Origin of the sequence: Methylophaga sp. UBA4204, from assembly GCF_002379485.1 — a bacterium.
Taxonomy (GTDB): Bacteria; Pseudomonadota; Gammaproteobacteria; order Nitrosococcales; family Methylophagaceae; genus Methylophaga.
Window position 1 is genome coordinate 7065 of the sequence record NZ_DFTU01000032.1, and the last position, 23352, is coordinate 30416.

At 46.4% G+C, this 23352-nt stretch carries 22 protein-coding genes; 14 read left to right on the top strand and 8 right to left on the bottom strand.

Annotated features, from left to right (window positions below):
• A partial coding sequence (locus tag B3182_RS04080; RefSeq protein WP_292751654.1) for a RimK-like ATPgrasp N-terminal domain-containing protein occupies nucleotides 1-528 on the bottom strand: 528 nt, incomplete at its 3' end.
• A gap of 167 nt (nucleotides 529-695) precedes the next feature.
• On the opposite strand from B3182_RS04080, the gene B3182_RS04085 reads away from it, so the two are divergent.
• Genes B3182_RS04085 through B3182_RS04095 form a run of 3 tightly spaced genes read left to right on the top strand, consistent with a single transcriptional unit; the run spans nucleotide 696 to nucleotide 3388 of the window.
• Nucleotides 696-1766 (top strand): DUF2817 domain-containing protein, encoded by a 1071-nt coding sequence (locus B3182_RS04085; protein WP_292358443.1) that lies wholly within the window; start codon nucleotides 696-698, stop codon nucleotides 1764-1766.
• Nucleotides 1750-2880: a GNAT family N-acetyltransferase/peptidase C39 family protein gene (locus B3182_RS04090; protein ID WP_292358442.1), complete on the top strand. Its 1131-nt coding sequence runs from the start codon at nucleotides 1750-1752 to the stop codon at nucleotides 2878-2880. Before B3182_RS04085 ends, B3182_RS04090 begins: the two co-directional genes overlap by 17 nt.
• Before the next feature lie 52 nt (nucleotides 2881-2932).
• Complete coding sequence (locus B3182_RS04095) at nucleotides 2933-3388, top strand: TerB family tellurite resistance protein (protein WP_292358440.1); 456 nt, start codon at nucleotides 2933-2935, stop codon at nucleotides 3386-3388.
• A 67-nt stretch (nucleotides 3389-3455) separates the two neighbouring features.
• Here B3182_RS04095 and B3182_RS04100 read toward each other — a convergent pair whose 3' ends face one another.
• Entirely contained in the window at nucleotides 3456-4253 is a 798-nt protein-coding gene (locus tag B3182_RS04100) for a hypothetical protein (RefSeq protein WP_292751658.1), read from the bottom strand.
• Nucleotides 4254-4320: 67 nt separating this feature from the next.
• Here B3182_RS04100 and B3182_RS04105 point away from each other — a divergent pair, with 67 nt between their 5' ends.
• The 4 genes from B3182_RS04105 (at nucleotide 4321) to B3182_RS04120 (ending at nucleotide 6545) form a co-directional block, all read left to right on the top strand.
• On the top strand, nucleotides 4321-4977 hold the full coding sequence (locus tag B3182_RS04105) for a Fe2+-dependent dioxygenase (RefSeq protein ID WP_292358697.1): 657 nt from the start codon (nucleotides 4321-4323) through the stop codon (nucleotides 4975-4977).
• 129 nt (nucleotides 4978-5106) lie between these two features.
• On the top strand, nucleotides 5107-5646 hold the full coding sequence (locus tag B3182_RS04110) for a sigma-70 family RNA polymerase sigma factor (protein WP_292358437.1): 540 nt from the start codon (nucleotides 5107-5109) through the stop codon (nucleotides 5644-5646).
• Nucleotides 5643-5939, top strand: coding sequence for a DUF4880 domain-containing protein (locus B3182_RS04115; protein WP_292358435.1), 297 nt, complete (start codon nucleotides 5643-5645; stop codon nucleotides 5937-5939). The genes B3182_RS04110 and B3182_RS04115 overlap by 4 nt, the downstream gene beginning before the upstream one ends.
• A gap of 309 nt (nucleotides 5940-6248) precedes the next feature.
• Nucleotides 6249-6545: a Rho termination factor N-terminal domain-containing protein gene (locus B3182_RS04120; protein WP_292358433.1), complete on the top strand. Its 297-nt coding sequence runs from the start codon at nucleotides 6249-6251 to the stop codon at nucleotides 6543-6545.
• Between the two features lie 30 nt (nucleotides 6546-6575).
• On the opposite strand, the gene B3182_RS04125 is transcribed toward B3182_RS04120, so the two are convergent.
• From B3182_RS04125 to B3182_RS04140, 4 genes are all read right to left on the bottom strand, one after another.
• A complete protein-coding gene (locus tag B3182_RS04125) occupies nucleotides 6576-7748 on the bottom strand; it encodes a DUF748 domain-containing protein (RefSeq protein ID WP_292358432.1) in 1173 nt (390 codons plus the stop codon).
• 112 nt (nucleotides 7749-7860) lie between these two features.
• Nucleotides 7861-9933, bottom strand: a complete 2073-nt coding sequence (locus B3182_RS04130; RefSeq protein WP_292358430.1) for a catalase — start codon at nucleotides 9931-9933, stop codon at nucleotides 7861-7863.
• 368 nt (nucleotides 9934-10301) lie between these two features.
• Nucleotides 10302-12746, bottom strand: coding sequence for an acetamidase/formamidase family protein (locus tag B3182_RS04135; protein ID WP_292358428.1), 2445 nt, complete (start codon nucleotides 12744-12746; stop codon nucleotides 10302-10304).
• 90 nt (nucleotides 12747-12836) lie between these two features.
• Nucleotides 12837-14294, bottom strand: coding sequence for an acetamidase/formamidase family protein (locus B3182_RS04140; protein ID WP_292358426.1), 1458 nt, complete (start codon nucleotides 14292-14294; stop codon nucleotides 12837-12839).
• Between the two features lie 812 nt (nucleotides 14295-15106).
• On the opposite strand from B3182_RS04140, the gene B3182_RS04145 reads away from it, so the two are divergent.
• Genes B3182_RS04145 through B3182_RS04160 form a run of 4 tightly spaced genes read left to right on the top strand, consistent with a single transcriptional unit; the run spans nucleotide 15107 to nucleotide 17620 of the window.
• The gene (locus tag B3182_RS04145) at nucleotides 15107-15388 is read left to right on the top strand and encodes a DUF3649 domain-containing protein (RefSeq protein WP_292411431.1); all 282 of its coding nucleotides are present in this window, start codon (nucleotides 15107-15109) and stop codon (nucleotides 15386-15388) included.
• On the top strand, nucleotides 15385-17028 hold the full coding sequence (locus tag B3182_RS04150; protein WP_292358421.1) for a PepSY-associated TM helix domain-containing protein: 1644 nt from the start codon (nucleotides 15385-15387) through the stop codon (nucleotides 17026-17028). Before B3182_RS04145 ends, B3182_RS04150 begins: the two co-directional genes overlap by 4 nt.
• The gene (locus tag B3182_RS04155; RefSeq protein WP_292358419.1) at nucleotides 17028-17378 is read left to right on the top strand and encodes a DUF3325 domain-containing protein; all 351 of its coding nucleotides are present in this window, start codon (nucleotides 17028-17030) and stop codon (nucleotides 17376-17378) included. The genes B3182_RS04150 and B3182_RS04155 overlap by 1 nt, the downstream gene beginning before the upstream one ends.
• 26 nt (nucleotides 17379-17404) lie before the next feature.
• Nucleotides 17405-17620: a hypothetical protein gene (locus tag B3182_RS04160; RefSeq protein WP_292358418.1), complete on the top strand. Its 216-nt coding sequence runs from the start codon at nucleotides 17405-17407 to the stop codon at nucleotides 17618-17620.
• On the opposite strand, the gene B3182_RS04165 is transcribed toward B3182_RS04160, so the two are convergent.
• Nucleotides 17617-18981, bottom strand: coding sequence for a DUF5924 family protein (locus B3182_RS04165; protein ID WP_292358417.1), 1365 nt, complete (start codon nucleotides 18979-18981; stop codon nucleotides 17617-17619). The genes B3182_RS04160 and B3182_RS04165 overlap by 4 nt on opposite strands.
• Nucleotides 18982-19124: 143 nt before the next feature.
• A complete protein-coding gene (gene argH / locus B3182_RS04170) occupies nucleotides 19125-20507 on the bottom strand; it encodes an argininosuccinate lyase (RefSeq protein WP_292358415.1) in 1383 nt (460 codons plus the stop codon).
• 119 nt (nucleotides 20508-20626) lie between these two features.
• Here argH and hemC point away from each other — a divergent pair, with 119 nt between their 5' ends.
• From hemC to B3182_RS04185, 3 genes are read left to right on the top strand one after another with little or no spacing between them, the layout of a single operon-like run.
• Nucleotides 20627-21556 (top strand): hydroxymethylbilane synthase, encoded by a 930-nt coding sequence (gene hemC / locus B3182_RS04175; RefSeq protein WP_292358413.1) that lies wholly within the window; start codon nucleotides 20627-20629, stop codon nucleotides 21554-21556.
• A complete protein-coding gene (locus B3182_RS04180; protein ID WP_292411429.1) occupies nucleotides 21546-22313 on the top strand; it encodes a uroporphyrinogen-III synthase in 768 nt (255 codons plus the stop codon). Before hemC ends, B3182_RS04180 begins: the two co-directional genes overlap by 11 nt.
• Nucleotides 22303-23337, top strand: coding sequence for a uroporphyrinogen-III C-methyltransferase (locus B3182_RS04185; RefSeq protein WP_292358410.1), 1035 nt, complete (start codon nucleotides 22303-22305; stop codon nucleotides 23335-23337). Before B3182_RS04180 ends, B3182_RS04185 begins: the two co-directional genes overlap by 11 nt.
• The last annotated feature ends 15 nt before the right edge of the window (nucleotides 23338-23352 follow it).

Here is a 23352-nt window from a genome sequence, read left to right on the forward strand (position 1 = left end):
AGCATTGGCGAAGTTATCCTGCTCACTGTCAGTGAGCTGATTAAGCGGAGCAGCCTTGATGGCAGAAATTAACCAGTGCCCTTTGTGGCTGAACTCGATTTCGATGATAGGACAGGGATACTGTTCAAAAATCTGTCTTGCCAGCTTCTGCAGGCCTTTAAATTCACATTGGCCAAAGAATACTTTCAGCTTAAAACTGGTTTCAGATTGTTTATCACTGGCCGCAATGACTTTATCCAGGTGCGTACCAAAATCCGATAAATCGTAGGCATAAAGACTTTTACGGGATAAGTCATTAATGGTGCGCAAACTCGGCATCACCCGATGACCACGTGCTTCAGCTACCATTGAGCAGTAATAGCCGGGACTTAAATATTCAAGGCCGTGACAGAGGTTAATAATTTGCGCACGCTCACTCGCACTGGGGGAGGGGGTTTGCAGATAATCATCCACTGCGATGACCTGCGCGCTTGGGAAGTAAGGTGCCCAGTCTTCGATATTTTCAAGAATTATCAAATGGTTAGTCATATGACTTTAGCGTTGCTCCTAATCAATTTAGTCAGACGATTTGTGCATCATAAAGTGATTGTGTCATGGTTGTGATAAATATTTTTGCCACTATGCTGATTATCTGGTCAAAATCATGAAAGTCGCCTATTCTTCGCCGAATTTTCATCTACAGGAGAGTTGTTGCCATGTATGCAGATGCCGTTCTGAGTGTTTTTTCTCAGCGCTATGCTGGTGCACGTGACAAGTTCATATCAGCAGTGGAAACAAGCTCCATTGTCGAACGGGTCAATAATATTATTCACCCGGTTCGCGGGCCAAAAAACGAACGTTTGTTTTGTGATATTGCCTGGGCTGGCAGTCCTAAAGCAAAAAATATTCTGGTACTGGTTTCAGGCGTTCATGGTGTTGAGGGTGGAGTAGGCTCAGCAATTCAATCTGATTTTGTGGGACGTCACCGACGTTTACCCGCCGATGTGTGTGTTGTTATGGTGCATGCATTAAATCCCTGGGGATTTGCCTGTGCTAGCCGAAATGACCACGAAGGTATCGATATCAACCGTAACTTTGTTGATTTTAATGCCAAACTTCCAGACTCTGCTGATGCGATAGCGATATGGGAAAAGCTCAGTAAGCAAAAGGACGCAGTCGATTTAGTTGGGGAGCAACGTGAGCAGTTTGATAAGCTCAGCCAAGGCCAATACAGCAAAGCCGATGCGCTTTATTTCGGTGGCGAAAAAGCCAGTTGGTCACGTCAAACCATTGAAGAGCTGGTCGCACAACTTAAACCGGAAAAACGCGATAATGTTATTGTCATAGATATTCATAGTGGACTCGGGCCTTATGGATATGGCGAATTAATCTGTGATCATCTCCCAGAAACTGCCGGTCAGAAAAAAGCGCGGCAATTATTTGGCCCGACAGTGACCGAACCGGCTCTCGGCACCTCAACTTCTGGTGTAAAGTACGGTTTGCATGATTACTTCTGGCATCAGCAAGGGGATAATGTGTGTTTTCTGACACTTGAATTTGGTACTTTTAGCAATCAACAAATGCTTAAAGTACTGTTTGCAGATCAACAGTTACAACAGTCCGGTAAAATCGATTGGTCTGATCAGAAAACGCTGGATATTAAACACGCAATGCAGGATTTTTTCTGTCCTGATGAGACCCAATGGCAAGAGCTGGTATTGTTTCGCGGGCGCCAGGTCATCGAAATGGCCCTGGAGGGTTTGACCACTAATGCAAATGGCAGTTAATCAACAGACGAATTCGATAACCTTTCGTGCGGCCACTTTAGCTGATGTAGATGCACTGCTGGATATCGAAAATATCTGTTTTGATAGCGATCAACTCTCTCGTCGTAGTTTTAAATGGATGATCAACAAGGCTAATGCCTTATTACTGGTCGCTGAGCAGCAACAAAAATTGATGGGCTATGTGCTGTTGTTATATGCCCGGGGCACTTCGCTGGGGCGCATCTATTCGCTGGCGGTTTTACCTGAATATCGTAATCAGAAAATTGCCCGGGCGTTGATGCGTGAAGCGGAGCAGGCTGCATTGACAGCTGGCCGCAGTTTTATTCGTCTGGAAGTGCGGCCCGATAATGCTGGTGCAATTAAACTTTATGAAAGCCTCGGCTATCACCAGTTTGAAATCGTCACTGACTACTATGAGGATCATGCCAACGCCCTACGTATGATGAAGGTGTTGCAGCCACAACCGGAAGAACTGCATCAGCAGGTATTTCATTATTCACAAAGTACGGACTTTACCTGTGGTCCGGCCAGTTTGATGATGGCCATGAAAACGCTGCAACCGGTGATGCATCTGGATCGTGGCCTGGAATTACAGTTATGGCGTGAAGCTACCACCATATTTATGACTTCCGGACATGGCGGCTGTAGTGCACAGGGACTGGCGTTGGCGGCATGGCGACGTTATTTCAACACTACGTTAATCACCAATAGTGATGATGTGCCGTTTGTAAATGGCGTTCGTAGTGAAGATAAAAAAGCCGTGATGGAATGTGTGCACCTGGATTTTATGCGACAACTGGAAACCTCGGAAGTTGAACAGCAGATGCGCCAAATCGATGTGAATTTACTACGTGATTATCTGAACCAGGGCGCACTGGCAGTAGTGTTGATTAGCTCTTACCGACTAAATCAGAACAAATCACCGCATTGGGTGGTGCTGGTATCGATTTCAGATACCTTTGTCTATTTTCATGATCCAGATATTGATTGGGATGATGACAAAACCCTCACCGACAGCTTCTACGTTCCGGTGACTCATAAAGAGTTCAATCGCATGTTAGGTTATGGAAAACCCCGTTATCAGGCGGCTGTGATTTTACACTCGACAAAATAATCCTTAAGAACTGCTGCGTGATTAATCTGTCACTTCAGTACAGGAGAAACCTATGCTCGATAAACTCAAACAACTTTTACAGCGAGAATTGCTCGAGGATCACGATACCGGTGATGCTGCACATTTATCGGTGAAACTTGCAGCCGCTGCGTTAATGATAGAAGTCATTGCTGCTGATTATCATTTTAAAGATGAAGAGCGGGATATGTTGCTATCTATTTTGCAGAAACGTTTTTCTCTCGATAAAGATGCTGCCAAAAGTCTGCTTGCTGAAGCCGAAAAGGCACACAAATCTGCTACAGATTATTTTGCCTTTACCTCGGAAATCAATCATCGCTATAGTCAGAAAAAGAAAGTTGAATTAATTCATATCCTCTGGCAACTGGCCAACGCTGATCAGGAAATCCATCAGATAGAGCAACACGTTATTCGACGAATCAGTAACCTGTTGCATGTCGAGCACAGCGATTATATTGCCGCTAAGCTGGCGGCAACAGGTCATCGGTAAATGGCGTTAGAGTAATGCCTCGTTCTAAGTTTGTGCTGAGCTCAGACTTAGAACGAGGATTGTTTTATTACAGTCCTAAGGCAGCTATTTCAATCCGAGCTGCCGCGCCATAAAGCTTGGATGCATCTCCATCAACATCACCTTTAGGGGCGATGCTAGGCCATAAACCGGCCAGTTCTTCCAGATAGCCTTCAACCTGTTCAACTGTATCGGTTGACTCGTTGCGTGTTGCTTCGGGAAGTTGTTCAAGTCGACGTTTGGCGATTTGGGTAAAGCCATAAGCATCTTGATATTCATGCAGATTAATGAGTTTGCCGTTTTCTACGCCCAGTGCATATTCTTCACCTGCTGTGCGAATCAAATCTTTAATACTTTGCAGGGTATTTTTTAAATCCGGTTTTGCTACTGCTTCAGCGGCTTTAATGCCGGCTTCAAGCTGTTGGTAGGCTTCATCCACTTCAGCTTGAGGTGCTTTGCTGGTCACTTTGTCGGCCAGATTGCTTAATGCATCATCAAAGCGTTCACCACCACGATATTCTATTGATGGCACCAGACCCGCATACAGTTCATCGCGTGGATGTTTCATATGGGTGATAGCCATATCGACCTGGCCTTTTTTATATAACTCATTACCTACTAACAAATGACCACGAATCAGACCCAAACGCGTTAAAAAAGCGACATCATTAGTCTTCAGATCAGTCTCGGTGACACCACCACCTTCGCCTTCACCAGCCGCAGCCAGCGTGAAATTTTCATTGGTGAAATGCATATCATGTGATATATCTGCTGCGGTGGTGTTCAAACTGATTCCACTGGCTAGTGCAACCCCAAGGCTTACCCATTTTTTACGATTTTCTTGCATAGTCTGTCTCTCTGAGTGGCGTTATGATAAGTTATCTACTTTGCCATAAATGAGTCTCATTCTCAATATGATCCTGCATCTCTCACAATGTTTATCAGAAGTTGATCTTGAAGCGATAAAGGCAACGCTTAAGGATGTCTCGTTCCATGACGGATTGAGCACAGCGGGCCGGGCCGCCCTCCAAGTAAAGCAAAATCAGCAGGCAGATATGGCGGAAATTTCTGGCATTTTAAAGCTGGTGGAACAACGCCTTTTAGCCAATGATTTATTTGTGCAGAGCACCTATCCACAACAATTCGTTCGTCTCTTAATAAGCCGTTATCAGTCAGGTATGCGATATGGCACCCATGTCGATGAAGCATTGATAAACAATCAGCGTACGGATATTTCATTCACCTTATTCTTATCCGATCAAACCCAGTATCAGGGCGGCGAACTAGTGTTAGAAGACAGCAGCGGTGAACGTAGCTGGAAACTGGATGCGGGTGATTTACTGTTATATCCCTCTACATATCTGCATCGCGTTAATGAAGTTAATGATGGTGAAAGACTGGTTATTGTTGGTTGGGTCACCAGTCGGATACGTAATCCTAATCGACGGGAGATTCTGTTTGATATGGAGCAGTCGCTCCGTCAAGAGTTCAATCAAAACGGTAAAACAGAACAATATGATCGGCTTTCCCGAGTACGTAATAATTTGTTACGACAATGGCTGGATCGTTAAGGCCGAGATATATTTAATTATTATTTCACGCAACTAAAAATAAGATAGTTTCTATGAATTGCTCTTAATTATTAATTATCTTAGAATGCAACTGATAATCATTATCATTAACGGTTGTAAGTAATAATTATGAATGCGCCATTGTCACCACCTCGTACAGAGAGCCTGGAAAAACTCTATCAAAATAATTTCAGCTGGTTACAGAGCTGGTTACGTGAGCGTTTGAGCTGTTCGTATCAGGCGGCCGATTTGGCGCAGGATACGTTTGTAAGATTGCTATCAGCCCCGGATTTTAATGGCAAAATTGAGGCTATTCGTGAACCTCGCAGTTATCTGGTAACGGTAGCAAAGCGGGTGATGATCGACCATTTCCGTCGACGCACGATAGAACAATCTTACCTGCAGGCCTTAATGCAGCAACCGGAACAGGAAGTCATCTCGGCAGAGCAGAGCATGATTGTACTGGAAACGCTATATCGCATTGATGCCATGCTGGATGGTTTGGGTGTAAAGGTGAAAACTGCTTTTCTAATGTCCCAGCTTAAAGGCATGACTTATCGTGAAATTGCTGAAGAAATGGGGCTATCAGAAAGCTCGGTCAAAAAATATATGGCCAAAGCCACGCAGCATTGCCTGTTATTTTCGTTATATGAACAGTTAGACGCATGAACGCTTCTTCAGCAGGTTTGACGCCTCAACAACAGCAAGCACTGGCAGAAGCTGCTCAGTGGTATGCAGAACTCACTGCTGAATCTAATACCGATCACACCCGGCAGGACTGGCAAAGCTGGTTATTGAAACGGCCGGAAAATCAATGGGCCTGGCAACAACTGGAGCAATTACAACAACGTTTTAACCAACTTTCAGGGGAGTTGGCTTTTGAATCACTCAAAGCAGCTAACGATGAGAAGATATCAAATGGCGATCACATTCGGCAAAGAAATTTTTCTGGAGTTGACTGAACCAAAAAAGCAGAGAATAAGGGCCTTGGCTGATGCCAGGCAGGGCCTTTTTGTTATTTGAAAGAAAATGTTAGCTTCCTCATGCAGACATATTTTGTATGTCTATAAGCATTATTGCCCTATGTTTTGTAGACCTTTGAAAGCCACCAGCGAGCAAGGCTATCTCTGTAATTTATTCATTCACCATCTTGTTATCAAGTTTGGCGCTCCCACGGATTCGGTTACTTTAACCTAGGATATTGGCAAGGTAGCAATAGCATTGCTACTGTGGGATGTGACTTTTTAATACTGTAAACAGGAGGACTATTTATGGTTGCCGAGTGGACAGATAAAGATGAACGTCAATATGAGCATATCAAGGATCAGCAGAAAAAAAGCGGTAAAAAGACCGATAAAGCTGAAGAAATTGCGGCTCGCACCGTCAATAAGCAACGTCGTGAGGAAGGCCGTACCCCCAGAAAAACTTCTCAGGGTACTGGCAATCCTAATAGCCCTTTGGAGTCTCGGACAAAACAGGAGCTGTATAACCGGGCCAGTCAGCTAAATATTAAGGGACGTAGCAAGATGAGCAAGTCGGAATTAGTGGCTGCTATTCGAAACAACTGATTTCAAACAACGTTACTGTTATTTGGTCACTTAGTCGCATTTATCCCACATTGGCCGAAGCTGACAATTAACAGCATCGGTTTCAGTTTCTGATTTGGATTCGGACTTAGAACCAGATTCAGGTTGAGATGTTGTGTCTTGGGATGGAGATGATTCGGAACCAGTCTCACGATCAAAATCACTTTCGAATGCGTCTACAAAAGCATTTTCCAGAATGGCGAGAAAGGCCTGCCAGGCACTGACATCTGGGTCATCCAGATTGCCACGTATCTCAACTTCGGTGGCTATACGGTTTTTGGGATCGTTGCGGAATATCTGGCCAAAAGCACCGACAATGGCTTGCCAGGTTGCACTGAAAACGCCATCTTGCAGATCTTCTTCCAAATCAAAGATTTCAACATTATCCAGAACGGGTTTTGCATAGCCGGTTAATTGAGCCTCCTCAGCCTGCAATTCCATCACAAAATCACCGTTACCTGATTTGAAATTAAAATTACCATAAGCTTCAGAGACTTCATTGAGTTTTGTCAGGTTTATACCGGTGATTTTTAACTTGAGTTCAAAATTATGAAAATCGCCTAAGGGATCCAGGCGGCCATCCAGTCTAGCCGAAGCGCTATCTAACACTTGCCCCTGAATATCAAAATTAGCGAATTTCAGTCCATCTCTTCGTTCAGCATTACTTAGGTTGGTTATTTCACCGTCTAATTGGTAAAAAACCAGATGTACTTGGGGATCAGAGGTAAAGTTATGAAAATGAATTTCACCATTATCAATATTTAATCGATCAATTTGTAATGGAATAATTTCCTGAACGGTCTGACGCCAGGTGGATTCTTCTTCAGGCTGGTCTTCTGCTTCGTCATCGACCAGATGGATTTCGGCATTTATCAAATCAACATCTGCGACCACTTTGCCTTTGAATAAAGATGCCCAGCTGACAGAAGTATCTATGGTTTCGGCATTAAAAAATTCCACCGAAGGTTGGTCTTTTTTAGTGATTTCCAGTTGATGAACAGAGTAGGCGCCACGCCACAGATGAATGTCGACATTAGCGATTTCTCCCTGATAATCACCCATATCCGCGAGTTTGCCATTCAAGTAATCTTTCACCATTGAAGGCAATTGCATGCGCAGAATGATTAAAGCGATAACCACTAAAACAACAAAAATCAGCGTATAGGAATAGCGTTTGGCGATCATGATGCTCTCCTTCTAAGACGTTTTAGATGAAATCCAAGCTAACGCAAAATCACCCGTCTGAACATTCAAACGGGTGACCTGATTCAACTGGTTATTTCATCATAAAAAACAACTAATCAGCACGTTGCCAAAACCGAATATCACGACAGTTTTGGGTAAATTCGTCCGTCGTTTTAGTATTGGTCAATTGCAGGCAGCCTTCATCCAACATCTCACTGATACCGGCCTTTTTCAAAAGCGGCATGGCATCTTCACCGTAGCCAATAAATTTCATGTGATTAAAGGCATCACTGACAAAGGTTAATGCTGGTGGCATTTCTGCCAGCATTTTCACACCGTCGCTACCAGGCAAAATCACAATGGCATCAAATAACACGGAAGGTCCGCCATCAACCTTTTCATCAACCTTGATGCTGTCACCAGCACTGCTGGTTATTTCACCGGTATGTGGCGCAACAACTTCAAACATTGCCCCTTCTGCTTTAAGTGATTTCTCCAGCGATTTGAAAATATCAGCATCAAATCCATCGGTCATCAAGACACCAACTTTACGGCCTTTAAAGCTATTCGGGCCATTTTTGAGAATGCTTAACTTGTCAGAAGCTGGCAAATCATCCCTTGTTGGCATCGCTGCATCAGCCGGTTCCGGCAACGGATTGATGCCCAATTTTTCAGCAACTTTTTCGGCTAGTTGTTGATCAATATTCAGCAGATGACTAACCATGCGTTTACGGATCGCCGGTGTTTTGACTTTACTGAGCTCAAATGAAAATGCATTGATAATATGCTGCTGTTCCGTTTCAGTCTGGCTTATATAAAACTGCCTGGCCTGGCTGTAGTGATCAGCAAAGGTTTCAGAACGTTCACGGACTTTTGGACCAGATACATCTTCTGGATAACTTTCAAAACCTTTTACCGGACATTCACGTGGACCGCCTTCTTCTTCGCCCCAGCTATTCGGTTCATAGTTGGCCCGTCCGGTAGGATTGCTCATTGCCATATGACCATCCTGCTGGAAATGATGCATCGGACATTTCGGCGCGTTGATTGGAATGTGGGTGAAATTGGGTCCACCCAGACGCTTTAACTGCGTATCGAGATAGGAAAAGTTTCTGCCCTGCAGCAAAGGATCATTTGAATGATCAATACCTTTGACGATATTCTGGGTGCAGAATGCCACCTGTTCGGTTTCAGCAAAAAAGTTACTGACAACCCGATCCAGCACTAGTCGACCGACAATGCGAATCGGCACCTGTTCTTCAGGGATAAGCTTGGTGGCATCCAACACATCAAACTCAAATTTCTCAGCAAATTCCTCATCGAAAATCTGCAGTCCCAGTTCCCACTCAGGGTAATCTCCCTGAGTAATGGCATTCCATAAATCACGACGATGGAAATCCGGATCGGCACCATTGATTTTTAACGCTTCATCCCATAAAACAGACTGCAAGCCTTGCTTTGGCTTCCAGTGAAATTTAACAAACTGGGACTTGCCGTTTTTATCTACCAGTCTAAAGCTGTGTACGCCAAAGCCTTCCATAAAACGGAATGAGCGTGGAATCGTACGATCGGACATTTGCCACATCAGCATATGCATGCTTTCCGGCATCAAAGTCGCAAAATCCCAGAAATTATCGTGGGCCGATTGGGCCTGTGGAAATCCGCGATCAGGTTCTTCTTTGACGGCGTGAACCAAATCAGGAAATTTCATTGCATCCTGAATAAAAAACACCGGGATATTGTTACCCACGATGTCCCAGTTACCTTCTTTGGTATAGAGCTTGACGGCAAAGCCACGCACATCGCGGGCCAGATCGGCTGAACCCTTACTGCCGGCAACGGTTGAGAAACGCACAAAGGCCGGGGTTCTTTCACCTTTACGCTGGAAAATATCAGCAGAGGTGACATCTTCGAGCGATTCGGTGGTTTCGAAATAGCCGTGAGCACCAAAACCACGGGCATGCACCACTCGTTCTGGAATACGTTCATGATCGAAATGGAAAATCTTTTCGCGCATGATGTGGTCTTCGATTAAACCTGGACCACGAGCGCCAGCTCTTAATGAATTCTGATCGTCGGCAATCGGGCCGCCTTGCTGGGTGGTGAGTGTTGAGGTATTTCCGGTAGCTTGCTGATGGGGTTCGCCACCATTACCTCGGTTTGTTTTCGGATCGGTTTTGTCCATGACTTCTCCTTGATTTTTTTGGTGTAGAGGGGTGTGTCGCGAGAAATTTCGCGATTGGCAAGGGCCTATTGATCTTTCATTGCCACCACTTCACGTTGCTCGTCATTTATTTAGAATGACTAAACTTCATTCCTCGCGCCTGTGTGGTGCATTTTCAGTCACAACAGAGGCGGCTATGAAAGATCATTAGGCCCTGACCATTCTGCGCCGGACCTAACTAATCGCATTAACCTAAGTAAAGTGAACTGCGTCACAAAATTCAGAATTAGCATCAGACAGTGTTTACAGGTTACAAAGAATTTTAATGGGGAAGGTGAATGAGGAGAGCGCGTTCGAATTGTCTGAGAAAAGGCAATTAATAAGTATTTTTAATCAGCGTTATAGTCTGGAAAAATAGCCTTGCGGATAATCGCATGCACACCCAGATTGCCATCCACAACCTGGGTAATACCAAAATCCACCGCTACCGAAATCAGTGAAATTGCTTCATCTTCACTAAGCTCATGTTCTTTCATTAGGTAGTGACGGGCTTTTCTGAAAGCGTCACGCATGGCGGCTTCCATAGAGGAGTTTTTATACACTTGCGTTTGGGCATTCGGGCCGAGCTCGGCCTGATAGTCGGAGAAACTCATGCCCTGTAATACCCATTCATCCGGTGTTTCCAGAAATGGATGACTTAGGCCATCCATAAAGCTGCCTTTTAAATCACGTTGTTTGTGTAACACCAATTGAAACACACCGGTTAAAGAACACTCGATAGCGGTGCCACATAATTCCGAATCACCTTGTGAAGCATGTGGATCACCGACCGAAAATAGAGCCCCAGTTGTGGCGACGGGCAGAAATAATTTGGTGCCTTTGCCCGCCCGCCAGTTATCCATATTGCCACCAAAATAGCTGGGTGGAATAGAATCAATCATACCGGTCTCACGCGGGGCGACGGCCATGACGCCAAAATGCGGTCTGACCGGAATAACGGCTTTGTCGAGAATACCGAACTGCTTGTCGATACTAGAGTGATCAACCGGTATGCCAGGGTAATCAATGGTTGGGTGCACAATGCCGTAAGGATCGGTTTGTGGGGTCCAGCGAAAGTTATAAATCGCCTTGGCATGCGGTGGATGGGTGTGTTGGTGTACTTCGTATACGGTCACTACTTCACGCTTTTTCGGTTCGGTGAGCAGATCGTCATATTGAAAGCCCCACCAGGTGGCGGCATTGCTACCAAAGTGTTTACCTTGATGCTTCGGGCTGCAACTGAGTCGTGGTTGAATATCCAAAATGCGTATTTCCAGCACATCACCGGGTTCAGCATCGGTGACATACACCGGCCCGGTACAAATATGTACCCCAAAGCCCTCTCCGGCACCGCGGCCGAATATCGTGGCATCCATCGGCCCGGCACCCCGCCGGTCAACGTTCTTTGTTGTACTAGTCCAGTGAAAAACGCTTTGTGCTCCGGCATCTCCGTCAATCATGCGTTCGCAGTCATCAGACGCATGCTGGGATAAGGTTTCAATCGTTACAATATCACCGGAGCGAACGGTTAATACCGGTTTGATCGCATTACTGAAATAGCCCCAGTGAACGGTTTTATCGGACACTGGCAGGTAATATTGTCGAGAAGAGTGAGTGTCGGTTTGTGAAGACGTAGTGTTATCTTGGTCGGAAACCCGTTTCGGGGCGAGTCGCAACGACAACGCATATTTAGCATGATCATCCAATACTTCCTGAAATGGTCTGCGTCGTTTTTGAATGTCATCATCCTGCAAAAAGGATTGCGGATCGGCGGTAATTGAACGAGCTGACGGTTTTGTTTGCGGACAGCCACGGCGAAGCTGTTCATGCAGATCCTGTGGCGGTGCAGAACGATAGCTTTTCGGTGACATGCCCATAAACTGTGAAAAGGTACGGCTGAAGTTTGCGGCGTCATTAAACCCCCAGCGGTAGCACAGCTGGGCAATACTGAACTGGGCAAGGGCAGGGTTAGCCAGATCAATACAGCAATGCTGTATTCGGCGGCTCTTCAGATATTCACTGAACGTTGTGCCACTGTTTTTGAACAGTTTTTGTAAGTATCTGGCGGATAAACCTTCCTGTGCAGCGATTTGCTCAATATTCAGATCCGGATCGTCCAGCCGTGAATCCACCGTTCTGCACACCCGACGCAAATGGGCCAATTGCACATCAGTAGCTTCTTCATTGGCAGCAGATTGTCTATGGGAAAGACAGGCTACCAGTAACTCGGCCAGCGTTACTTCTAATGCGGGTAGCTCATTGTGATCCACATGGGGCAACTGTTCGGTCAGTGATTGCAGCATGTTCAAGCATAATGCGCCGATACCTTGTTGTGTGCTGATGCGGTTCGCTTCCTGTCGTCCGCTACGAACCAACCTGAGCAGAAAGCTGGATGACTCTAATTTGATTAGCATGATGCGAAAACGAGTTTGCAAAGCCAGTCGCCAGGATTGAGTAGGATCCAGCAACATGATGTCGCCTGAACGTAATTTAACTGTTTGATCGGCATCCAGCACCTGCGCGGTGCCATCAAGCAAGGCGAGCACCAATACAGTGCCTTGTAACGGTTGAGTTGCTTTGGCAGTTATGGGTGAAAGAATCTGTGGAGCTGCGGTGAGTTGAACAAATACTGAGTCGCGTGCCGAGACGGACAGTGCCATATGGCCACTGTCGTCATTACGAATGGAGCTTGCAGCATCACTCGCCAGCCCGAGCCTGGAAAGTATTTCATTCCAGGCCGGCTGGCGTAGCTCTGCGGGTATAGCACTGGCAGAAAAGCGTTTCAGGTCAGTCACGGTCGTGTCTTATTCCTTGAATACTGAAGCATCCTTTCGCAAGTGTTATGCCATAACTATTAACGAGGGTATTTAGAAGATAAACCGACTCTAGTTACGCGCCGGGAACATGGATTTTTTCAGGATCGCATGCACGCCCCAGTTGCCATCCACCACTTGAGTGATACCAAAGTCGACCGCCACCGTCATCAGTGATATCGCTTCATCTTCATCCAGATGCTGAGTGGTCATTAAAAAGTGTCGCATCTTGCGATAGGCATCGCGTAAAGCTTTATCAACCGAAGATTTGCTGTAAATATCATCCTGAGCATTGGGGCCCAGTTCAGCCAGATAATTGGCATAGCTAAAGCCATGTAACACCCAGTCATCCTGGGTTTCCAGCAAGGGGTAATTGAGTTCAGCCAACGAGGTGCCGGGCAAGTCAGCTTTTTTGTGCAAGATAAACTGGAAAGTCCCTGTTAAAGAGCACTCAATGGCGGTACCGCACAACTCAGAGTCACCCTGTGATGCATGTGGATCACCCACTGAGAACATGCCGCCATCCACTGCGACCGGAAAATAAATCTTCGCACCTTTGCCAATCCGCCAGTTGTCGATATTGCCGCCGGTGTAGTTGGGCGGAATCGAGTTCACCATATCGGCTTCTGCGGGAGCGAGGCCAATGGTGCCAAAGTGAGGACGGATCGGAATACGGATATCACGCAGAATATTTTCCTTCTTGGTGATGGTGCTGTGATCGACTGGCACCCCCGGATAATCGATAGTCGGATGAACCACGCCGAAGGGGTCAGTTTGTGGTGTCCAACGATAGTTGTAGACGGCTTTGGCCCAGTTACGCTCACCCGTTGCATCGACTTCGTAGATGGTAACGACTTCCCGTTTTTTCGGTTCGGTAAGCATATCGCCGTAATGAAAACCCCACCAGGCAGCAGCATTACTGCCAAAAGTCTTGCCTTTGTAATCAGGGTTTCCACTGGGTCTGGGAGCAACATCGACAATCCGAACTTCAAGAATATCACCCGGCTGAGCGCCTTTTATTCGTACTGGTCCGGTACAAATATGCACGCCGGCTCCACCGCCGGCACCAATCTTCGCATCCATCGGGCCAGCACCACGTCGGTCGACACCTTTGCCTTGAGCATCCCAATGAAAAATACTTTCAGCACCGGGGTCACCTTTTACCATCCGTTCTGCATCATCGTTGGCATGATGGGTGAGTGTTTCCATGGTGACAAAATCACCGGACTCTATTTCAACGGTAGGCTTGGCATTCTTGCTGAAATAACCCCAGAGAACCGTTTCCGGTGTGGCCGGAATGTAATAGTGCATCTGGCCGGGTGTGTCAGCATCGATGGGAGTATTAGCGCCAGCGGCAAAGCTCATGGGCGACATGGTCACGCCCATAGCGCCGAGAGAGGCGGCACCACCGCCAACAAAAGCGTTACGGATAAATGAACGTCGCGCAGTATCAAATTCTTCTACCACGTCTTTTTTATTTTCTTCGGTGATGCCGTGTGTGCAACCTGGAGTACAAATATGTTCTGTCATGATGAATCCCCTCGGATAACTGCTTGATGTCGGAGGTGCCCCGGCAGTGCGGCACGTGCAGATATTATGTTCCTGAGGGTGAGGTTTCTTCTTGTCAGCTGGCGCACTAATTCTTGTCGAGCAGCATTAATTACGTTGTCGTTGAGGTTTTACTCAATGTCATTGCTAGGGCTTGTTTATCTTTCATATCCCCCTCTGCTGGCGGCTATTTTTGTGTCCGACAAGGCGGAAAGCACGCCGTGTAGCCTTCCTACAAAAGTGATTGACAACTCAGGCGGTCGTAAAAACAGTCCCAGCCCTTCGGGTTGTGANNNNAAGGCGGAAAGCACGCAGTGTAGTCTTCCTACATAAGTGATTGACAACGCAGGCGGCCACAAAAATAGTCCCAGCCCTTCGGGTTGTGACTGAAAAAGCGCCACTCTGCGTGGCCTACATGGATGTAGGTCAGGGGCGTGAGCAGGATGCGGAAGCTTTGCTCGTCGCTTATTTAGAATTACTAAAAATCGCTCCTCGTGCCTTGATTGACGCTTTTTCAGCTCACAACAGAGGCGGAGATGAAAGATAAACAAGCCCTGAGTAAAACTGTTTTCTGGTCGTACTTCAAAGCATTTTTAATAAGGCACCGTAAAAGCGAGACTTGTTAATTACGAATGCAAACGATAATCTATCTCATTAATATCGCATGTTAAAAAACTACTCTTCCTGATAAATGGGCCTTTAAGAGTTGTTATTCGACATTAAATAAGTCAGTGAAATTTTCTGATCTTTTATCATTAGATCCTAGCTAAAAACCGTGTATGGAACACCCCAATATGACCCTGTCTTACTCTGGCCGAATCTTTTCGCTGGTGCTGGCCGCAACATTAGGTGGCTATTTATTAACCTCGGCAGTGATGATTTTGATTGCCGCCATTCTGCCTTTATCCCGTGCCGATGCTGTGATTACCAGTGCATTACTGAGCTTTGCTGTGTACACCGCCGCGGTCATATGGATATTTGCGGTTAAAAATGCCAAACGTGCCTGGATAGGAATGATAGGTGCAACAGTGATTATTGGCGGCTTGGGTTTGCTGTTAACGGAGTGGTTACGATGAGCAAATCGACGGATGTAAGCCTTGAGCAGGGACGTTTTCGTCAAACGATGGCCTGGTTGCATACCTGGGGCAGTTTAGTTGCCAGTTGGGCATTATTCGCCATTTTTCTGACCGGCACTATTGGTGTGTTTGATGATGCCATTACCCATTGGATGACGCCTGAGCGAGCATTAATCGGTGAATTTGATCCCGAAACCAGTACTCAAGAGCAACGCCTGACCGCAGTAACACAAGCTGAAAACTTTCTACGAAATGCCGCGCCCCAAAGCCATTTTTGGCGCATACGGTTGCCCAGTGAGGCCGATCCAGCAATTGGATTATCCTGGGAAGATGACAATGCCGAAATTCAGCAGCGCCGGTTACATCCTGTCACTGGTGAAATAATTCCTGATCAGCAACAGCGTGAGACTCAGGGCGGTCATCACTTTGTGCATATGCATTTTGAGTTTCATGCTGGTATGACCGGTATCTGGCTGGTGGGATTTTTTACCATGATCATGCTGGTGGCTTTGGTCAGCGGTATCATTATTCATAAACGTATCTTCAAAGATTTTTTTACCTTTCGCTCGGGTAAAGGCCAGCGCAGCTGGCTCGATGCACATAATGCCTCTTCGGTTTTATCGTTGCCATTTCAATTGATGATTGCCTACAGCGGGCTGGTGATCTTTGTGTCGATCTATATGCCAGCCGGGGTATTGGCCAATTATGACAAACCACAGAGTTTCTTTGCCGAAGTGTTCAATCAGCCGGAGCATCGACCAGAGACCGGTATTGAAGCGGATGTTCTATCGTTGACTGAGCTGTTTAAACAGGGCGAAGCGTTAATGGAGAAACCGGGTAGTTTTATTAATGTAGAGCACCCCGGTGACAGTAGTGCGGTTGCTAAAGTCTTTGGCTTGTTTGAGCAGGAGAAAAATAATGGACGGTTACTCTTTTTGAGTGCCGGGCAGGTTATTTTTGATGCGGTAACAGGTGAAATGATTCATATTGAAGCACCGGATACATTTGATAAAAGTAATGCCTTTGCCGCACAACGTATTATGCGGACCTTACATTTTGCCAATTTTGGTGGTTATACCGTGCGCTGGATTTATTTTATTTTGGGCATGGCGGGCACCATCATGATGGCGACCGGCGCCATTTTGTTTATGGTGAAACGTCGGCAAAAATCCTTGAACGAATTTGGGGCGCAAACGCCAAAGGTCTACCGGGCTATTGAAGTCCTGAATATCAGCGCTATTAGCGGATTAATGGTCGCCTGTGTCGCGTATTTTTGGATAAACCGGCTGTTGCCATTGGATGTGCCTGAGCGCGCCAGCTGGGAAATAAAACTATTCTTTTTTATCTGGCTGGGCAGCTTATTACATGCGGCTTTACGACCCGCTTCTCGTGCCTGGATAGAGCAATTATCCTTATTTGCTGCGTTATGTTTATTACTGCCCATCCTCAACTGGCTGACGACAGGACACCATTTAATCAGCCATTTCATTGAGGGTGACTGGCTGAATGTCGGCTTGGAATTAACCGTCGTGTTGTTCGGTGTGTTGGGCGTTTGCTCCGTCAAAATACTGAAAAGCAAACAACATAAAGCCGCGATACAAGGTTCCAGCCGTTATAAAACCAAGTCGGAGGCAGCGTAATGCAAATGTTGTTGATGATGTTGCTTGCCACAGCATTATGTTATGCCGGTATGGCGGGGTTAAGTCTGGCGATGTCGAGACACTATTCGCAAGTAAGCACAGCTAAATTATCTGCCAGTCGTGCTCGTCAGTTGCGAATCGCTTCCACTTTGTTGCTGATAGTTTCCTTATGGCCAGCGATCAGTATGTGGGGTGTTGTGGTGGGTATTGTTGTCTGGCTGGGCCTGTTATCGGTGGCAGCGCTGCTATGGGTCGGTTTATTGGCTTACTGGCCACGGTTTGCAGCAACAAAAGCGCTTATTCTGGCTTGGGTTGGCTTATCTGCTTGTGTCGTTTTGTGGCTAAATTAATCTCGAATTTGATTCATGGAGTTTTTATGAAGAAAATCAGACTGGATTCGATATTAAGTTATATCGGGATTATAGGTTTAATGATTAACCTGGCATTGAATCTTTATGCCTATTTTTTTATCGATCCTGTTTCATCCTCGCCGTTGGAAGAGGGCTGGTGGTCTATCTGGCTGCCCAGTTTCATGGTTTGGATAGTATTTTTAATGGTCGCTTCGTTTATTGGTGCCAATCGTAAGGATTAATTCTGTTCTTCAGATTTCTCATGCCCTTCAGTGCTGTTTAGATCTTCGGGGATGTGTTGTATTTGAGCATCAATTTCTGGCTCTTGGGCGTTTTCCGGTTCTTCAGTGTTTTCCTGTGTTTTAGTACTCTCCTGTTCTTGAACAGTTTCCGATTCTTCAGGGTTCTCCTGACTTTCGGTCATCTCCTGAATAAACTGCGGCGCTAGACGCTCATACAGGCTTTGTTGTCCTTCAGTATTCTCCGGTTGTTGAATGTCGTCAGCATCTTCAATGTTCTGCTGATCGTCGATTGGCTCCTGAAAGAATGGCGGTTTGAGACGCTCAAGCAGACTTTCCCGTTCATCAAAGCTGGCTTCAACGGTAAAGCGTTTTATACCAATCAGCTGTCCTGAGTCTGTGACCACTTTAACCTGCCATTTACCGACCGGATCCTCTGGGAAATTCAATTTCTGTGTCCAGGCCCGATAGCCTTGTTCACTGCCGCCTTCGATATTCAGCGTGATTCGATCGACTTGTTTACCGTTATGGATCCACAGGTGATGAATTTTTTCCTGCAAGCCGCGAGGTGCGCGGATAGCTGTCCAGGCATATATGCCATCGCGTTTCAGGGATTGCACATCAAGGCGATCAATATGAATGCTGTGCGTGCGTTGTTCACGATCAACCTGTTGTACCAGATTAAATTCAGTTAATCGCAATGCTGCGGGTGGGACTAAGCTGGGGACTTGCCACAAGCCAGCGGCTAAAGCGGCCAACATTAACGTCATTAACGGCCGTCGCCACCAGCGACCATTGGCAACAAACTTCACTAAACTGGGCAGACTGAACAACAGGGAAGCAATCAGAGCAAACGCCAGGCTTTGACCAGTAGTCAGCTGTAGCAAGATGGGGAGAGCAACCAGTAATACAGCGAATAAAGCCAGCGCATGAAAAATAACAAATAAAGATCGACGCGGTGCCAGTTGTTTGTAATACAACGGATCAATCACCGAGATCAGAGCACATAAAATCAATAAAGCGGTAAACCCTGCCTGAGTGTGATTCCAGGTGGTGACGGCAAGAAAAAACGGCAACACAAAAAACAAACTTTCCTGATGGACTAATTGAGTCAGGTAATGCATTAAAGCGGGTGGAATATTGAGTCCAAAACGGCTTTTAAAACTTTCCCGCAGCCAGTTTTCCAATACCAGAAACACCCAGCTGACCAACATCAGGATAGCGATAACCTGCGCCAGTGACTCTTTGCGTTCCACCAGAAAATAACTGGCCACACCGGAAATAAAACCAATCGCCGCAATCAGCCAAGGCCAGCGTTTCGCCAATTCAATTAGCGAAAATAGTAATGATTTTAATGTGACCATTTGGGGTCAGACACCGATCAGTGATGATGATAAATGATGATATTCAACTTAATCATCGTATAACGCTTTCAGTCTGATTATTATTAGTGATCATATGACTGAAAGGCGAATACTGAACTAGTCCATCTGTTCAGGCAGTAGATTTACAGTTCGCTTCGGGCGATTTGAATAGCTTTTTTAACTTGTTCTGGCGCTGTTCCACCCAAATGATTACGGGCGGCAACCGAGCCTTCGAGCGTTAATACCGAAAATACATCGTCGCCGATCTGATCACTGAATTGCTGCAGTTCCTGCAGTGTTAACGCCGACAGATCTTTTTGCTGTTTTATGGCAAAGGCTACTGACAAACCAACTACTTCATGAGCATCACGGAAAGCAACACCTTTACGCACCAGATAGTCTGCCAGATCGGTGGCGGTCGCATAACCTTTCAGAGCCGCCAGACGCATGTTGTCTTTTTTGACGGTGATTACTGCGAGCATATCGGCATAGACACGTAACGAGCCAAGCAATGTGTCGATGGTGTCAAACAGCGGTTCTTTATCTTCCTGATTATCTTTATTGTAGGCCAAAGGCTGGTTTTTCATCAGCGTCAGCAGGTTAAACAGATTACCGTAAACCCGGCTGGTTTTACCGCGAACCAGTTCCGGCACATCAGGGTTTTTCTTCTGTGGCATGATTGATGAGCCGGTACAGAAGGCATCACCCAGATCAACAAAATCAAACTGGGCCGAGGACCAGATAATCAATTCTTCCGAGAACCGCGACAGGTGCATCATTAGCAGTGAGGCGAAGCTGTTAAATTCAATGGCAAAATCGCGATCACTGACCGCATCCAGTGAGTTACGGCAGATACGCTCAAAACCGAGTAATTCAGCCGTGTATTCACGATCAATCGGAAAGGTTGTCCCGGCGAGTGCTGCAGCACCTAATGGCAGGCTGTTGACCCGTTTTGTGCAGTCATCCAGACGTTCCAGATCACGGCTGAGCATCTCAAACCAGGCCAGCATATGATGACCAAACGTGACAGGCTGCGCCGTTTGCAGATGGGTAAAGCCAGGCATAATGGTATCGAATTCACGTTCAGCCACATCCAGCAAGGTAGAGCGCAGCCGCTGTAATTCACTGCGAACAGGCACAATCATATCGCGCAGATATAAACGCACATCGGTTGCCACCTGATCATTACGTGATCGACCTGTGTGCAGTTTTTTGCCGACTTCGCCAATCAATTTGATTAGTCTGGATTCGATATTCATATGCACATCTTCCTGTGCAATGGACCATTCAAACTGATCGTTATCGATTTCGCTTTCAATCTGCTGCAAGCCAGTGATGATTTGATCGCGTTCAGTTTCTGTTAAAACGCCCACTTTACAAAGCATAGTGGCATGCGCGACGGAACCCTGAATATCCTGCTGATACATGCGTTTATCAAACATCACCGATGCAGTGAATTCCTCAACGAACTTATTAGTAGGCTGGGTGAGACGGGCGGAAGAAAGCTTTTTATCAGATGCGGTCATGGCACGGGCCTGTGATTGCTGGCAGAAAAAGACCGCATTATAACGCGGCTGTTCGTGGAACCGCAGGGGAAAATGTTAGAATCGACAACACTGTTAACTATAATGTGGATTTTTGTTTCATGAGTCAGCGTACTGTTCGAATTGCTACCCGTCGCAGTCCCCTTGCCATCTGGCAGGCCGAGTTTGTCCGTGACAGTTTGTTGGCGTTGCATCCACACCTGAATATCGAACTGGTTCGTATTAAAACCCAGGGCGATATCATTCTTGATACCCCATTGGCCAAAGTGGGCGGCAAAGGCTTGTTTGTCAAAGAACTGGAACAGAGCATGCTGGCCGGTGAAGCCGATATAGCGGTGCATTCGATGAAAGATGTACCGGTGGAGTTTCCGGAAGGTCTGCATTTACCGGTTATTTGTGAACGCCATGATCCGCATGATGCTTTCGTCTCTAATCATTATGACAATGTTGATGATTTACCTGAAGGTGCCGTTGTCGGTACTTCCAGCCTGCGCAGGGAATGTCAGCTTCGTCACTACCGACCGGATTTGAAGATTGTACCGTTGCGCGGCAATGTAAATACCCGCCTCGCCAAGTTGGATGCGGGTAATTTTGATGCGATTATTCTGGCCAAAGCCGGATTGGAAAGACTGGGTTTTGATGAGCGTATTCGCAGTGCTTTAACCCCTGAGCAAAGTTTGCCTGCGATTGGACAGGGCGCACTAGGTATTGAAACCCGTATCAATGATGACGAAATGAATGCATTAATTGCCCCGCTTAATTGTGAGCTGACCTCAATTACTGTCAAAGCTGAACGGGCATTAAATCGTCGCTTAAAGGGAGGCTGTCAGGTTCCAATCGGTGGCTACGCTATCTTAAATGGTGATGATATCTGGGTTCGTGGGCTGGTTGGGCGCCCAGACGGCACCGAAATGCTGCAGCAGGAAATTCGTGGCAAGGCCAGTGAATCCGAACAACTTGGTTTAACATTGGGTGAGATGTTACTTAACCAGGGCGCTGATAAAATTCTGGCTGATGTTTATGATGCCTGAGCACTCGGCTCTGGCATTGGAAGGCCGCAAGATTCTCGTAACAAGGCCAATTCGACAGTCGAATGGACTGGTCGACCTCATCGAACAGCAGGGTGGAGAGGCCATCGTCTTTCCGGTTATTGAAATTACGGCGATTGATGTCAAACAATGGGGCGAATGGAATCCGCAACAAACCAATTGGCTGGTATTTGTCAGTCGTAACGCTGTTGAACAATTTCTGAAGGGTAATCCGCAACCATTTCCAGGTCATGTTAAATTGGTTGCTGCAGGTGAAGGTACTGCGCAGGCATTACGGGAAAACGGTTTAACGGTGGATTTACAACCTGAACTGTCAAACGGCAGTGAAGGTTTGCTGCAGTTACCCGAGTGGCAACAAATGACTCAACAGCAGGTCGTAATTGTGCGGGGGGAAGGAGGACGTGAGCTGATGGCAGATACCTTGCGTGCCAGAGGTGCTAAGATTAGTTATCTGGAAGTTTACCGTCGACAATTACCCACGGTATCGTCCGAACTTCAACAACAAGCCTGTTCAGCCGATTGGCTAACAGCAACCAGTGCCAATGGTGTGACAAACCTGTTAAATTTATTATCAGCTAGCTGCCCGCAGGTTTTACAAAAACCTTTGTTGGTAGTCAGTGAACGGATCAAGGCTTTTGCCGTACAACAAGGATTCAAACGGGTGCATGTCAGTTTAGATGCCAGTGATGGTGCAATCATTCAGCGACTTATAGAGATGGGATCAGATCATGGAGCCTAACAGCAAATCTGAGCAGGTCGAAAAGCCCGCCAAAAAAACTGAAAAAAATGTCTCAGAAACACCCAAAAAGACAGTTTCAGTAAAGTGGGCGCTGCTAATCATTTTAGCGATAGTGATAACGCTGCCCGGGGCTGGTGCACTTTGGCTGGTATGGCAGCAGAAACAGCAACTGATGGAAGTGGAAAGTCGTTTTGATGAAATGGCCGAACTCGAAACGGATATTTCGCAACTGACCAGCAGTCAGCGCCAATTAAACAATCAACTATCGACATTTAAGCAAACTCAGCTTGAACAAGGTGACGTACTGACCAAGCTACAAAACCAGTCACCCTTAACAACTGAGGAAATCGAGCTGGAATGGGCATTGGCGGAAATTCGTTATTTGCTCAATCTGGCCAATCAGCGCGCTTTGTTGGCGAATGATACCAGTGGGGCAGCACTTGCCTTATCACTGGCTGATCAACAGATCCGTGAAATTGGTGATTATCGCATGCAACCATTGCGTGAGCTGATTGCAGAGGAAGAACTGGCACTTGAAGCAGCCGGAGAAACCGATGTAGCGGGAATTGCTGCCGATATGCTGGGGTTGATGGGCTCAATTGATAAGCTACGTGTTGTTACTGGCCCTAAGCAGTCTTACTTCGACGAAACTGAAAAAGAAGCAACAGAACAATCAGCCTGGCGTGAAGTGATTGCTGATATTTGGAGACAGCTACGTTCACTTGTGGTTATTCGTCAGCAGGAAGATGCCCCGGCCGCAGTATTAATGCCTGAACAACGCTACTTCCTGTATCAGAACCTGCGCTTGCAACTGGAGACCGCTCGCTTTGCTGCGCTTTCAGGCAATCAGCGAATGTTTGAGCAAAGCCTGCAATCGGCCAGCAGCTGGCTTGAACAGTATTTTGTGGGTGATCATCGCGATGCAATGCTGGAAAGTTTGCAAGCTATGCAGAACCAGGCCATTAGTATTGAAACACCGGATATTTCGGGCTCACTTCGCTGGTTGAAAGGATTTGAACCATGAAATGGCTGATTATTA

What these genes read in the sequence shown, in the direction of transcription:
- B3182_RS04180 (WP_292411429.1), top strand. Translation starts at nt 21,546, where the DNA reads ATGATGCCTGAGCACTCGGCTCTGGCATTGGAAGGCCGCAAGATTCTC.
- B3182_RS04155 (WP_292358419.1), top strand. Translation starts at nt 17,028, where the DNA reads ATGCAAATGTTGTTGATGATGTTGCTTGCCACAGCATTATGTTATGCC.
- B3182_RS04085 (WP_292358443.1), top strand. Translation starts at nt 696, where the DNA reads ATGTATGCAGATGCCGTTCTGAGTGTTTTTTCTCAGCGCTATGCTGGT.
- B3182_RS04105 (WP_292358697.1), top strand. Translation starts at nt 4,321, where the DNA reads ATGATCCTGCATCTCTCACAATGTTTATCAGAAGTTGATCTTGAAGCG.
- B3182_RS04130 (WP_292358430.1), bottom strand. Translation starts at nt 9,933, where the DNA reads ATGGACAAAACCGATCCGAAAACAAACCGAGGTAATGGTGGCGAACCC.
- hemC (WP_292358413.1), top strand. Translation starts at nt 20,627, where the DNA reads ATGAGTCAGCGTACTGTTCGAATTGCTACCCGTCGCAGTCCCCTTGCC.
- B3182_RS04090 (WP_292358442.1), top strand. Translation starts at nt 1,750, where the DNA reads ATGCAAATGGCAGTTAATCAACAGACGAATTCGATAACCTTTCGTGCG.
- B3182_RS04095 (WP_292358440.1), top strand. Translation starts at nt 2,933, where the DNA reads ATGCTCGATAAACTCAAACAACTTTTACAGCGAGAATTGCTCGAGGAT.
- B3182_RS04120 (WP_292358433.1), top strand. Translation starts at nt 6,249, where the DNA reads ATGGTTGCCGAGTGGACAGATAAAGATGAACGTCAATATGAGCATATC.
- B3182_RS04165 (WP_292358417.1), bottom strand. Translation starts at nt 18,981, where the DNA reads ATGGTCACATTAAAATCATTACTATTTTCGCTAATTGAATTGGCGAAA.
- B3182_RS04115 (WP_292358435.1), top strand. Translation starts at nt 5,643, where the DNA reads ATGAACGCTTCTTCAGCAGGTTTGACGCCTCAACAACAGCAAGCACTG.
- argH (WP_292358415.1), bottom strand. Translation starts at nt 20,507, where the DNA reads ATGACCGCATCTGATAAAAAGCTTTCTTCCGCCCGTCTCACCCAGCCT.
- B3182_RS04185 (WP_292358410.1), top strand. Translation starts at nt 22,303, where the DNA reads ATGGAGCCTAACAGCAAATCTGAGCAGGTCGAAAAGCCCGCCAAAAAA.
- B3182_RS04125 (WP_292358432.1), bottom strand. Translation starts at nt 7,748, where the DNA reads ATGATCGCCAAACGCTATTCCTATACGCTGATTTTTGTTGTTTTAGTG.
- B3182_RS04110 (WP_292358437.1), top strand. Translation starts at nt 5,107, where the DNA reads ATGAATGCGCCATTGTCACCACCTCGTACAGAGAGCCTGGAAAAACTC.
- B3182_RS04160 (WP_292358418.1), top strand. Translation starts at nt 17,405, where the DNA reads ATGAAGAAAATCAGACTGGATTCGATATTAAGTTATATCGGGATTATA.
- B3182_RS04140 (WP_292358426.1), bottom strand. Translation starts at nt 14,294, where the DNA reads ATGACAGAACATATTTGTACTCCAGGTTGCACACACGGCATCACCGAA.
- B3182_RS04145 (WP_292411431.1), top strand. Translation starts at nt 15,107, where the DNA reads ATGACCCTGTCTTACTCTGGCCGAATCTTTTCGCTGGTGCTGGCCGCA.
- B3182_RS04150 (WP_292358421.1), top strand. Translation starts at nt 15,385, where the DNA reads ATGAGCAAATCGACGGATGTAAGCCTTGAGCAGGGACGTTTTCGTCAA.
- B3182_RS04100 (WP_292751658.1), bottom strand. Translation starts at nt 4,253, where the DNA reads ATGCAAGAAAATCGTAAAAAATGGGTAAGCCTTGGGGTTGCACTAGCC.